The following is a 10,189-nucleotide window of genomic DNA, read 5'->3' on the forward strand; positions in this document are numbered from 1 at the left end:
ACGGGCGTGGTTTACCCGATGTCGATCTCCTACGCGAAAAAGCCCGCAGATGCGGGCTTGTTATGTCGTGTAAGGAGCGTTATGCAAACAGGCTGCAATACCACGCATCCGGCTGTCGTCGCTTAGGTCGCAAGTGATGCGGCCAAGATATCGCGAGCAACAAGCGATCAAAGCAGCGAAGGGAAATGAGGCTCGTCCCTTCCCTGTCGATCACTCGAAACCGCGGCACCATACTCACCACGCGTGTCTTGTAGCAGACCACCGAGAACACGCGCGACGTGTGAAGCAGCCAAGTCGCGCGCCAGTCAGGAGCGCAGTGCTGGGTAAACGTGTCGGGATCGTCGCGCATGAGATCGGCAAGCGCTTTGACCGTTGGATCGATCAGCCCGAGCCGCACAAACCCCTGTTCGATCCTCCTCATGAAGTGCCCTCCGCCTGAGCGGTCGCCGGCGCAGCCGCGAGCGTCGTGGTCAGGATACCGGCCAGCGCAGTGATGTTCAGCAGCGGGACTTCCTTGCCTGTCGCATCGAGCATGCGAACGCCACCCATACCGTTGAAGTTGACCTGCGTCACCCACGGGAATGGCGACGCCGCGCGGATCTCGTTGAGCGTGATGGTTTTCATGTCGGGCCTTTACCGGATGCAGAGGATTTCGACGCCACCGCGCGTCACGGTGTAGTTCTTGTTGCTCTTCCCTCGCCGAGTGATCGAAAGCCCGATCGGGATAATGATGCCGGACGACATCACTGTCGCGACCTGCATGTCGCCGGGCAAGTCCTTGATCGCTTCCTTGAGCTCGGCGACGGTGGTCAACAGTTTTCCGGTGAGTTGCGCGCTCATGCCGCCACCGCCGATGCAAACTGATGCTCGACGCGGGCCAGGTCGTCGGCTTCGGTCTTGTCGGTGCGATAGCTGGCTTCGACCATGCGCGGCAGGAACAGCGAGTGCAACGTGTTGTTCTCGGACGGCTTCATGATCGAGTTCGCGCGCACCGCAAAGATACGGCCGATGAAGTCGCTCGGGTTCGCATCGATCGAATCGCGCAGCGCCTCGTTCTTCACAGTCACGTCGACCTGAAGCTGACCGCAGGACGACGTGCAGGTCAACGAGCCAGCTCGGCCTTCGTTCTTCGTGCCGGCGCGGCCGTCCACGATCGCGACGCATTTCAGGTCGACGTCCACCTCCAGCTTGAGCTTGATCTGCTCCTTGCTCGTGCCGTCCTTCCAGATCGCATTGCCGTTCTTGATGATCGTTCCTTCCTTGCCTTGAGTCAGGAGCTCGCGGTAGTGAGCGAGCGCCTCCTCGAGCGAATGCACGATGCGAGTCGGGATATGCTGAATCATCGGGTCGATTCCCGGCAGCGCGCGTGCGCCGGCCGCCAGCCCGAGCAGCAGAGCCTTGATGCGTTCGCGGTAGCCGACTTCGTATTTGCCCTTCGGCGCGACGACGCTCAGCGGGATTTGGTCCCATGCGAAGAACCGGGGCACCTCGTTGGCTTCGAACTCGCCGCCCGCGGCGATGCGGTTCAGGATGCCGTTGCTGATTTCGCGCGGGGCGATCGTGCCGTCGACGAGCACCAGCATTTCGCCGTGCGTCTGCGTGCCGGCCGGGAACAAGGCGCGAACGTGGTCAACGAAACCACCGAATGCCTCGAGAGGAAACGGCGAGCCCTGACGACTGGTGATGCGAACTACCCCGCCCGTCTCGTGATCGACATTCATGAACATGCCGTCGGCCTTCTCCTGCGAGATAACGCCGTCGCCCCATGTCCACGCATCGAGCTTCGCGTCCTTCAGCAGCGCGCAACGCATATAGGGGAATTCGAGAATCAGCCCCTTCCATGCCTTGTTGACCGTCGACTCGGAGAAGCCGGCACGCAGATCCTTGCGAATGATCCGCTTGAACAGTTCTGCCGAGCTGGGCGTCAGGAACGTCATAAGGCGCTGCACCTCGTCGCGAGCCGCGTTGCCAGTGAGCTCGCGCTTCGCCATCTTGTCCAGGCAGTCCCAGACCGGCGCGTTCTCGAACGTGTTCGCGCCCGGTGCCGCATTCTCGATGGGGCCGGGAACTTGCGTTATGCCGTAGGTGGTCAGCGGGTCGAGCGCCGCGACGAGCACGCGCTTGAACGTGTCGAACGCGAGGAACTGTTTCACCATCGCCTGCTTGTCGTTCTTGCTGGAGGTAGCCGCGATGCTCTCGATCGCCGCGAAAGCCTGGTCGGAGTTCATGTGAGTCATTAGTGACTTATCCTTGTGTGTGATGTTCGGGTTCTTGCGGCGTGATGAGCTGCACCGCTTCGTTTTCGCGGAAGAACGACATTTCGCCGGCGCCGAGCTGCATACCGCGGCCTTTCGTCGTGAACGGCTCGAGCGACACCGCATTCAGCGCATGGCGATTGAGGGCACCCCAGCATGCAGCGACGGGGATATTCTTCCGGTCGTCTTCGTCGGTGCAGGTGATCCTCATAAACCGTGCGCCTGTATCCAGGTCGATGAACTGCTCGCCGGGCGCGAGCAGCTTGAAAGGCTTGTAGATGGGTTCGCTCATGCGTGTGCCTGTTGGTTTTGACGCTCGCGCTTCATGCGCTGGATCGCCTCGAACGGCGACTCACCTGCTCGGATAACGAGCTTGGGGAGCGCCCCGTTCGTGGCGGCAGGGGTTTCGGCCGCCGCGACAGCGGCGAGCGTATGGTTCAGCGAAACCTGACCGTTAGTCGCGTTTGCGGTTTCGACGGTCGGCTGCGAGCGCTGCGCAACCATTCGGTTGAGCACGGCCGCGTGAATGTCGACGCCGATCGCCGGCTGAGCCAGGATGTCAGCGGGCTTCGATACGGGCGCCGGCGCAGCGCTTCGCTGCGTGCGGGAGCGCTTCGTCGACAGCGGCGACACCCATGCCTGCTGCTGATGCGCGACGATCGCTTCGCCCTTCACTCGCTCAATGAAGTAGATCGCGCGCCCCTCCAGCTGCTCCTTCTGACGCATGTCGAGTGCAGTGCAGCGGCACTGGCGGATCTCGGTCAGGCAGTCGCCGTAGATGGCCTGAATCGACGCGTCATTCGCGTGGTCCGCGATGTGCTGACACGCCGCATACGGCTTCTTCACCTTGAGGCTCAGACAGTCCGTGTAGAACGCATTGCGCTTGCCGTCAGCAGAGGTGGCCGGCGGCATGACTGCAGGCGCCGTTGCTTGTTCGGTCATTACATTCTCCTACCAAGTGGCCCATTCGGGCATCGATTCTTCGGTTCGCGGTGCGGGCGCTTTCTTGCTGCTGCCCTTGGGGTCATTTTCGAGACCGCCCTGTGGCTCGTCTTCGGATGCAGCGATGGGAGGTCCGCCAACAAGCAGCTGTCTTACTGCCTCAGACTTGAATGGCCCGATGAGACGCTTCAAAGCGTCGAGCAGCTCGCGCTCGGAGCGAAACGACATTTCGGTCGTATCCCACCGCTTGTAGTCGCGCCGCGTCTTCTCCTTGACCTTCCTGTCATGGAGCTCACGCGATCGAGCCAACGAATACGGACCACTCAGATCGACCTGAGCGCTCCACCCTTCAATCGAATCGATACCCGCGCGGAACTTGCCGTATTGAAAAATGACTGCACACTGGTCGCCGATTTCTACCTCGATTACCTGATATGCCTTCGTGCCACGCTCGTGATGGGAAAAGCTGCGCCGTAGCTTCATGACGCCTCCGAAATTGCTGATACGCACATTATAGTCACCGATTACTTACTTTCGTTCATAATGCGACGACCCATTCGGAGCTGCATCGCTGACACCCCGTTCAGCAGCGTCGCCCCATAGAACGCGCGCCGCACCACCTCGGCTGGCACCTCGTTCGGGTCTTTCTCGGGCGGCAGCATCGCGATACGCACGCGAAACCCGTGCTGGCGCAGCATCAAGCCGGCCTCGACCGCGTCGTCGGTCGCCTGGATTTCCCCGTCCCACATGAAGGTCACTTCCTCAACGCCGCGCTCCCTGAGCAACATGAATTTCGCGAGCTGGCTGTTATCGCTGCCCGACGACAGGTGTTTGCCGAACGTTCCCACCGGCACCACATCGCGCAGCTGCGGGTCCGCATCGAGCGCGATCTTGATCGCCGCGACGTCGAACGCGCCCTCGCCTACCGCGATGCGCTTCGTGTCGTGGACGTTGAGCCCGTTGAACAAATGCACGCCCGAACCGTCGATACCCGGCGGGAAGAGATACTTCTTCTCAGCATGGCCGGTCACGTCGCGCCCCTGAAACGTCGCGAGCTTCCCGTCCATGTCGAACACCGGGATTAGCACGCGTGCGCTGTAGTCCTGGTAGGCCCAACCACGCTCGGTCGGATACCGGAAGTGCGCACCGCGCGGGCAGTAGGCGAGGTGAAAATACGCAGACAGGTCCGCAGTGATGCCACGGTTCTCCAGATAGGCGAGGTTGCGCCCCTCATGAGGCAAGTCGATGTGCTGCGGTAGCTCCCAGCCGACATGCTTCTCGACCTCGACAGATTGACGTCGTGCCGGCCGCCAGCCCTGTTCGCGCGCGTATGCCCTGATGTGCTCGATGACTTTCGAACCGTGCGGCCGACCCAGATGGTCGCGAATGAACCGGTATTTGGTGAAGATCCGCTCTTCGACCGGGTGCGAGCCGGCGAAGCAGTTGCCGACGCCGGTGTCGGCGTTGACGTAGACCTTCCAGTCGGAGTTGCCGCACGTCGGGCATTCCCGCACGTTGATTTGCTGGCCCGATCGGCCATGCGTGAGCCGATAAGAAATGCCCTCGCGATCCATCCACGAGGGCATATCGATGGTATCCAGCAGCTCTGACAGATCGTCAGTCGCCATTGTTGCTCCTTATGCGAAGCCGAGCACCTTGGTAATGAACTTCATCCGGTCCATCGCCTGCTCGATCTCAATCGTGAATTCCCCGCCTTGGTTTCGCGACGCCGCGAAATACAACCGAGCCCGGCCCGCTGCGCGCTCTTCTTCGGTGCGGTTGATCGAAATGATGATGTCTGCGATACGGACCTTGTTGAAGTCTTCAGCGACGTGCTCGGCCTTGATGACGTTCGCGTTCGCACCAATCCGGTTCGACTGCGTTGCGGTCAGCACCGCGAGCCCTTCTCGGATCGCCAACCCGCGCAGGTCAACGTAGACCGACTTGGAATTCTCGATCGCGGAGTCAGTGACACGCTCCGGCGACATGATGTCGGCGTAGTCGACGATGACCAGATCGAAAACGATGCCCTGCTGCTTGAACCGCTCGATACGCCGACGAAGCTCCGACACCTTCAGCGAGCCGGTCGGGAACTCGTCGATCATGAACTTCGCGTTCGTGCCGTCGGCGCGCCGCGCGCGGTCTGCGAACAGGCGAACCTTGTCGCGGACTTCGTGCGTGTGCGCCCCGAGCTCCATCATTGCCTGCTCGGCGATGTTGGCGTCCATCCGGTCGGAGATCACCTCCCGCGAGACTTCACACGACGCGTAGTAGACGTTGTGGCCGGCGGCCCAAGCACCGATGCCGAAGTCGATCAGCGCGGTCGTCTTGCCCGCCTTCGCAGCGCCCAGTAGCACCGACAGCTCTTTGCGGCCCCAGCCGCGGTGATAGAGCAGATCGTCGATCACCCGGTAGCCGGTCGTGATGCCTTGCGGCGGCAGCTTGCCCGACGCGCGCTCCAGACGGATGCCGGTGCGGTTGTCAATCGACGCCGCAAAATCGTAGGTGTCCCCCTCTGCGTTCGCGCCGACGTTCAGCGCCGTCTGCATGAGCTTCGAAATGCCGTCGAAATCGTTGCGGTCGAGCTTCGGGATCGCCTTGAACATCGCAGCCTGCATGGCCTGATGCCGAGCGAACGTCGCAACCTGATCGACCACGAAGTCGCGGTCGGAAATGTCCGTCTCGAACAGATTCTTCAGGTGAGCGATCGCCGCAACGCCGAGCGCTTTCGGCAGCACTTTGGCGTCCAGGTCTTCCCGCAATAGCATTGCGTAGATGCCGATGTTTGCCGGTGCCTTGCGATACTTGCTCCAGTAGCGCAGCGCGACGCTGACAAGATAGGACTCGATCTCAGACTCGAAATGCCCCGGCTCGACCAGCCCATCAACCATCTGGTTGAAGGACGTGTCACGCAGGGTAAGGGCCGCAATACGCGACTGAAAGTCACCGTCGAACTGGAACTTGCTCATCGGCGGCTCGGCCGCTTCTGCGGCCGGCGTCGTCGACGGCACTGCTGACAATGCCACCACGCTCATCACTGCACCGCCGACGTATCGCTGTCCTGGGGCACGCCGAAGAACTGTTCGATCGCATGCTTGTAGAACACGCGACGAATCAGACGCGTCGAGTCCTTCGGATGCTTGGTCAGCAGCGTGATCGTATATTTGTCGCGGCCTGTCACCAGCCCTTCGAACGTGACGTCACCCGTAGTGATGATCGTGGCGAGCTGACGTTCTTCCTGCATCGCCTTGAGGATGGCATCGTGACCCTTCGGCGGGCGTGCGGTGGCACGCGGGCGCTGTTCCCCATACTGCGGACGAGCGACACTGCCCGTGCGGCTTTCGAGCGTGCGATGCTCGAGCGTAATCATTCGGCGGCCGGCGTTGATCTGTTCTTGGCGAGCTTGCTCGGGGGTCATGCTGGAACTCCAGTGAGTTGATGAAAAATTAGCGATGACTTAATTATAGTCATTGCTTACTTACTCTAATTGAGAAAAAAACGCTTCGCTTGCTGCAGTGTCACCTCGCCGAACGCCGCGCGTGCCACCGATTCAGAGACGGCCCGCTCGCTCAGCAGCCGCGAAAGCAGCATTGCCCGGTTACCACCGCGGCTCTTGATCTGATCGATCTGCCACGCTTGGTATGCAATTTGGTCAGGGTGGCCGTGGTAGTTCTCGATCAGAAAGCGCCCGTCACGCGCCAGCTGGATTGACTTCTTGCATTCGGCAATCCATGCGTCGCGCAGATCCAGCGCCACCTCTTCCGCATAGAGCTGGTTGGGCCGGGGAAACATCCGCCAACCGCGATCGCAGGCCCGGCGCACGACGAAGTCGAGGCCGAACTCATACCGGCATCCGACCGCGTCGAACGCCTGCCTCGCTCGCCATACGGCGGCCAGCTCCCGACTATCGAACAACCCCGCTACGTCGATCGGTTTGACCTTCTCGACAGTGCGGATGTCCTTCTGCCGTGCGTATGCCCGCTTGATTGCATCGTGATACTCGTGAGCGAATAGATACGTCGCTTGCACGGGATGCAGATGGCGGTAGTCGAACCACTTACGCAGAAATAGCAGCGCCTCCACCGCCCGCGACGACGGCGCGATACGAGACAACGCAAGCATTTCGCAATCCGCCGGTGTCAACGACTGGCCGAAAAATTCATGGAGCACTTGGGGCTTCCTCTCATTTCCATTATTGATAAGTTTCAGATTAATTATAGGTATAGGTTCATGGAATTTAGAAAGGTTAGAAATTGAGGGAGCGCGGTCCTGGCCCCAAGCAATCCTTGATCCTCCCCGAGAAGATGCGGCTCGGGGAGGCTTCCTACTTGCCGAGCGGCGTGTCATCGACACCGAGTCGCGCGCGCTGCTCCTTCTGAAACTGTTCCACCGAATCGACGAGCGCGTCGTGGCGCTGCGCCAGGTCCAAGTAGAGCTTCGTCAGTTCTTGGTCGGCGTCGACGAAGTCGGTAAAGCAAAGGGCCGGAGCGGCGTCGCCCGCTTCATCGCCGCTTGCGGTGGAATGAAAAGCGACTCCGGCGCGGCTTGCGTTGAGCATGCGGACAGTGCCGACATCAAGATAAAAGCCGCCGCAAGCAGCGCGCATCGTTTCATGTGCTTCCTCACTGGGAGTGGGCGCGGGCGCGACGGCCCGCTTGATCTGCGCCGCAACCCGATGACGGATAGCGACCTTGTTCTGATCGATGTTGTCGGCAGTGACTGTCACTGCCGCCTCGACCGTCTTGCTCTTCGTCTGCGCCACTGCGACGCCGGTCGCTACACCCGCAACAGCCTTCACCTCCTGCTTTGCCCGCGATGCCAGCACGAACTGGCGGTCGACGTAGGCGCCTGCGCCGAAGGCGATGGCGCAGGCAAGCGCAAGCACACCAATCTTCGCGAGCGGATTCATCAGCCTGCCTCCTTCGTCTCATCGTCGGTCTTCATCGGGGAGTCCTTCTTCACAGCCATCCACACACCGATGCCGGCGAACAAAGCCGCGCCGCCTGTGCCGAATGCCGTAGCATTGAACGGAACCTTGTTGACGACGGTGTCCCACGTCTGCGTGAACACAAAGTCCAGCGACGTGATCGCGGCCATGTATTTCGCCAGGTCCGGCGTCGCGTTATCGACTTCCGTGAACAAGTGGTGGAAGAAGATCTTCAGCTTGAGCAGGCTCATGCCGGCTCCTCGCAGCGGAATTCCCGCGCTTCGGCTTGCCGGCGCCGCAGCAGGCCCGCAACGTGAACGCCGCCTGCCATATCCCACTTTTGGAATTCGTTGGCGGCGGCCTCATACTGACCGGCATTCAGCAGGCGCAGCATGGTGGAGCCCGCAAATCGCGTTTCGCCGAGGTTGAAGACAAAATCAACGAGCGCATCGAATTGGCACTGGCTCAGCGGCACCTTCACGAGACGGTTGACTGCGTCGACCGCAGCCTGCACGTCCTTCATCAGTGCCGCCTCCGCTTGTGCTTGCGTCCATACCAGCCCGTAACGCACTTCCGGCCCGGTATGGCCGTAGCCGATCGTCCACGGCCGCGCGCTCAACTTGTTGAGTAGGTCGGCAGCGATCGGCGCACCGGCGAGCGTTTTCTTCCAGAGCCCGCGGCGCTGGAGCTCTACCCCCAGCGGAGACTTCGGATCCGGGTAGGCGTGAAGCACGCAGCCTTCGAAGTTCTCCGTCAACTGCAGTCCGGTCTTGGAATAGGTCATGTTCATGGCGCGGCCCTTAGTGAGTGGCGGTCGGGGCCGCCATCGCCATCATCAGCAGCTTCCCGGCAATGGTGAGAGCAGCACCCCCGACAAGCGCCCAGACAGCTTTTGCCGTCCACGTCGCGCCGGCGAACCGCGCTTCATACTTGATCTGCGACTTCTCGAGCTCCGTCGTCCGGCCCGATACATCGACCATGCGATCCTCGAGCTTCTCGACGCGTGCACGCGTCGCCAGATGTCGCTCTTCGATCACTGCCAGGCGGACGATTGCGTCCGCAACTTGGCCCATTCCGGTCTTGATTTCCTGAACGTGCCCCTGCACGTCCCTGATCTGGCTACCCAGCGCAGCGAGCTCCGACACGTCGTTGTCCTTTTCAGCGGTCATAAGTCCCTTCGCAGTCTCTCGCTCAGCGGATACAAAACATCGCCGATGTTATCCGGAAACATCGGCGATGTATAGTCATTGCTTACTTACTATATAAACTACACGAACGAGCTATTACTCGACGATCGTGCCTCCCGCGAGCATGTAACGGTTCGCGCCATACGGCAGCATTCCCGCGGTCTGATCGCCGTCTGCCGGCTTGCTGACAATGAGCAGCTTTTCAGCGAAGGAAATTGCGCCCTCGTTGGCATCCGGGATACCTTGCATGTAAATGGTCGTCGCGCCCTGAATCGGCTGCTTCCCCGACGTGTGCGTGTCTGCCGAGACGTAACTCATAATCGTCGCGCTCGTCATCTTGCTGAGCGTGTCGATCATCACCTGAGTGACAACGTGATATTCGGCAGTGGCGCCGGTGGACTCGAGAACGACTGCTTGCTTGATCGCCATGTTTGGCTCCTGTGGTTGAAAGTGATCGGGCCTAGCCCGGTGTCAAGTGCGATTCGGTGGCGTGGGCCACTGAACATCGAGCGGCCAGCCGGCCTGCTCCGGTAGATCTCGTAATGCCTGCCTGTAGGCCGCATAACGTGCAGCAGTTGTCGCCGGCACATCTGCTGCCTGGGTCCAATCGGTCTGCGCCAACAGCTGATCACGTTTGAGCCGCACGGGGGCTTCTTGGAACGCTTGCCTGTGCATAGCCACATGCGTCTGAATCCAGTCGGTGTCCGGCCGGTCGATACCGGCAGGCCACATATCGACTCGCGCATGCTCCTTTGGGGTGCCGTCCGGATTGAGCGCCCGAGCCAGCAAGTAGTCCTTGCCTCCGACCAAATCCGGATATTCTTGCTGAATGGCAAACAGCAATTCATCCAGTGTCACAAATTCTTCAGTCATGGGTG

Annotated in this window: 17 protein-coding genes; all 17 read right to left on the reverse strand. The window is 60.8% G+C overall.

The features are described from left to right. Nucleotides 1-79 precede the first annotated feature (79 nt). Nucleotides 80-421: a hypothetical protein gene (locus tag WS89_RS00955; protein ID WP_059789186.1), complete on the reverse strand. Its 342-nt coding sequence runs from the start codon at nt 419-421 to the stop codon at nt 80-82. Next, a complete protein-coding gene (locus tag WS89_RS00960) occupies nt 418-624 on the reverse strand; it encodes a hypothetical protein (protein ID WP_059789187.1) in 207 nt (68 codons plus the stop codon). Before WS89_RS00960 ends, WS89_RS00955 begins: the two co-directional genes overlap by 4 nt. A gap of 9 nt (nt 625-633) precedes the next feature. Then, on the reverse strand, nt 634-840 hold the full coding sequence (locus WS89_RS00965) for a hypothetical protein (RefSeq protein WP_059789188.1): 207 nt from the start codon (nt 838-840) through the stop codon (nt 634-636). Then, on the reverse strand, nt 837-2,117 hold the full coding sequence (locus WS89_RS00970; protein WP_218921284.1) for an ATP-dependent DNA ligase: 1,281 nt from the start codon (nt 2,115-2,117) through the stop codon (nt 837-839). The genes WS89_RS00965 and WS89_RS00970 overlap by 4 nt, the downstream gene beginning before the upstream one ends. Nucleotides 2,118-2,244: 127 nt before the next feature. Beyond that, nucleotides 2,245-2,547, reverse strand: a complete 303-nt coding sequence (locus WS89_RS00975; RefSeq protein WP_059789190.1) for a hypothetical protein — start codon at nt 2,545-2,547, stop codon at nt 2,245-2,247. Beyond that, nucleotides 2,544-3,197, reverse strand: coding sequence for a hypothetical protein (locus WS89_RS00980; RefSeq protein WP_059789191.1), 654 nt, complete (start codon nt 3,195-3,197; stop codon nt 2,544-2,546). The genes WS89_RS00975 and WS89_RS00980 overlap by 4 nt, the downstream gene beginning before the upstream one ends. Before the next feature lie 9 nt (nt 3,198-3,206). Further along, complete coding sequence (locus tag WS89_RS00985) at nt 3,207-3,680, reverse strand: hypothetical protein (RefSeq protein ID WP_059789192.1); 474 nt, start codon at nt 3,678-3,680, stop codon at nt 3,207-3,209. Between the two features lie 41 nt (nt 3,681-3,721). Then, nucleotides 3,722-4,825 carry a DNA primase gene (locus tag WS89_RS00990; RefSeq protein ID WP_156440483.1) on the reverse strand — a complete coding sequence of 368 codons (1,104 nt, stop codon included), beginning with the start codon at nt 4,823-4,825 and terminating at the stop codon, nt 3,722-3,724. Nucleotides 4,826-4,834: 9 nt separating this feature from the next. After that, a complete protein-coding gene (locus WS89_RS00995; protein WP_156440484.1) occupies nt 4,835-6,232 on the reverse strand; it encodes a DnaB-like helicase C-terminal domain-containing protein in 1,398 nt (465 codons plus the stop codon). After that, on the reverse strand, nt 6,232-6,615 hold the full coding sequence (locus WS89_RS01000) for an RNA chaperone Hfq (RefSeq protein WP_081068192.1): 384 nt from the start codon (nt 6,613-6,615) through the stop codon (nt 6,232-6,234). The genes WS89_RS00995 and WS89_RS01000 overlap by 1 nt, the downstream gene beginning before the upstream one ends. Nucleotides 6,616-6,680: 65 nt before the next feature. Then, nucleotides 6,681-7,367 carry a hypothetical protein gene (locus WS89_RS01005; protein WP_156440485.1) on the reverse strand — a complete coding sequence of 229 codons (687 nt, stop codon included), beginning with the start codon at nt 7,365-7,367 and terminating at the stop codon, nt 6,681-6,683. A gap of 154 nt (nt 7,368-7,521) precedes the next feature. Continuing rightward, nucleotides 7,522-8,106 carry a hypothetical protein gene (locus tag WS89_RS01010; RefSeq protein ID WP_156440486.1) on the reverse strand — a complete coding sequence of 195 codons (585 nt, stop codon included), beginning with the start codon at nt 8,104-8,106 and terminating at the stop codon, nt 7,522-7,524. Next, on the reverse strand, nt 8,106-8,375 hold the full coding sequence (locus WS89_RS01015; protein ID WP_059608990.1) for a hypothetical protein: 270 nt from the start codon (nt 8,373-8,375) through the stop codon (nt 8,106-8,108). Before WS89_RS01015 ends, WS89_RS01010 begins: the two co-directional genes overlap by 1 nt. Beyond that, a complete protein-coding gene (locus tag WS89_RS01020) occupies nt 8,372-8,914 on the reverse strand; it encodes a lysozyme (RefSeq protein ID WP_059789197.1) in 543 nt (180 codons plus the stop codon). The genes WS89_RS01015 and WS89_RS01020 overlap by 4 nt, the downstream gene beginning before the upstream one ends. Before the next feature lie 10 nt (nt 8,915-8,924). Beyond that, nucleotides 8,925-9,293, reverse strand: a complete 369-nt coding sequence (locus tag WS89_RS01025; protein WP_059789198.1) for a hypothetical protein — start codon at nt 9,291-9,293, stop codon at nt 8,925-8,927. A gap of 114 nt (nt 9,294-9,407) precedes the next feature. Continuing rightward, nucleotides 9,408-9,740, reverse strand: a complete 333-nt coding sequence (locus tag WS89_RS01030; RefSeq protein WP_059789199.1) for a hypothetical protein — start codon at nt 9,738-9,740, stop codon at nt 9,408-9,410. A gap of 42 nt (nt 9,741-9,782) precedes the next feature. Continuing rightward, on the reverse strand, nt 9,783-10,184 hold the full coding sequence (locus WS89_RS34390; protein WP_218921285.1) for an XkdW family protein: 402 nt from the start codon (nt 10,182-10,184) through the stop codon (nt 9,783-9,785). Nucleotides 10,185-10,189: the final 5 nt, after the last annotated feature.

It is taken from the genome of Burkholderia sp. MSMB1072 (assembly GCF_001524725.1).
Classification (GTDB): domain Bacteria; phylum Pseudomonadota; class Gammaproteobacteria; order Burkholderiales; family Burkholderiaceae; genus Burkholderia.

Excerpts from the sequence above, each read along its gene's own strand:
- WS89_RS00985 (WP_059789192.1), bottom strand. The coding sequence starts at position 3,680 with ATGAAGCTACGGCGCAGCTTTTCCCATCACGAGCGTGGCACGAAGGCA.
- WS89_RS00965 (WP_059789188.1), bottom strand. The coding sequence starts at position 840 with ATGAGCGCGCAACTCACCGGAAAACTGTTGACCACCGTCGCCGAGCTC.
- WS89_RS01010 (WP_156440486.1), bottom strand. The coding sequence starts at position 8,106 with ATGAATCCGCTCGCGAAGATTGGTGTGCTTGCGCTTGCCTGCGCCATC.
- WS89_RS00980 (WP_059789191.1), bottom strand. The coding sequence starts at position 3,197 with ATGACCGAACAAGCAACGGCGCCTGCAGTCATGCCGCCGGCCACCTCT.
- WS89_RS01020 (WP_059789197.1), bottom strand. The coding sequence starts at position 8,914 with ATGAACATGACCTATTCCAAGACCGGACTGCAGTTGACGGAGAACTTC.
- WS89_RS01025 (WP_059789198.1), bottom strand. The coding sequence starts at position 9,293 with ATGACCGCTGAAAAGGACAACGACGTGTCGGAGCTCGCTGCGCTGGGT.
- WS89_RS01015 (WP_059608990.1), bottom strand. The coding sequence starts at position 8,375 with ATGAGCCTGCTCAAGCTGAAGATCTTCTTCCACCACTTGTTCACGGAA.
- WS89_RS00955 (WP_059789186.1), bottom strand. The coding sequence starts at position 421 with ATGAGGAGGATCGAACAGGGGTTTGTGCGGCTCGGGCTGATCGATCCA.
- WS89_RS00960 (WP_059789187.1), bottom strand. The coding sequence starts at position 624 with ATGAAAACCATCACGCTCAACGAGATCCGCGCGGCGTCGCCATTCCCG.
- WS89_RS34390 (WP_218921285.1), bottom strand. The coding sequence starts at position 10,184 with ATGACTGAAGAATTTGTGACACTGGATGAATTGCTGTTTGCCATTCAG.
- WS89_RS01030 (WP_059789199.1), bottom strand. The coding sequence starts at position 9,740 with ATGGCGATCAAGCAAGCAGTCGTTCTCGAGTCCACCGGCGCCACTGCC.
- WS89_RS00975 (WP_059789190.1), bottom strand. The coding sequence starts at position 2,547 with ATGAGCGAACCCATCTACAAGCCTTTCAAGCTGCTCGCGCCCGGCGAG.
- WS89_RS01000 (WP_081068192.1), bottom strand. The coding sequence starts at position 6,615 with ATGACCCCCGAGCAAGCTCGCCAAGAACAGATCAACGCCGGCCGCCGA.
- WS89_RS00995 (WP_156440484.1), bottom strand. The coding sequence starts at position 6,232 with ATGAGCGTGGTGGCATTGTCAGCAGTGCCGTCGACGACGCCGGCCGCA.
- WS89_RS00990 (WP_156440483.1), bottom strand. The coding sequence starts at position 4,825 with ATGGCGACTGACGATCTGTCAGAGCTGCTGGATACCATCGATATGCCC.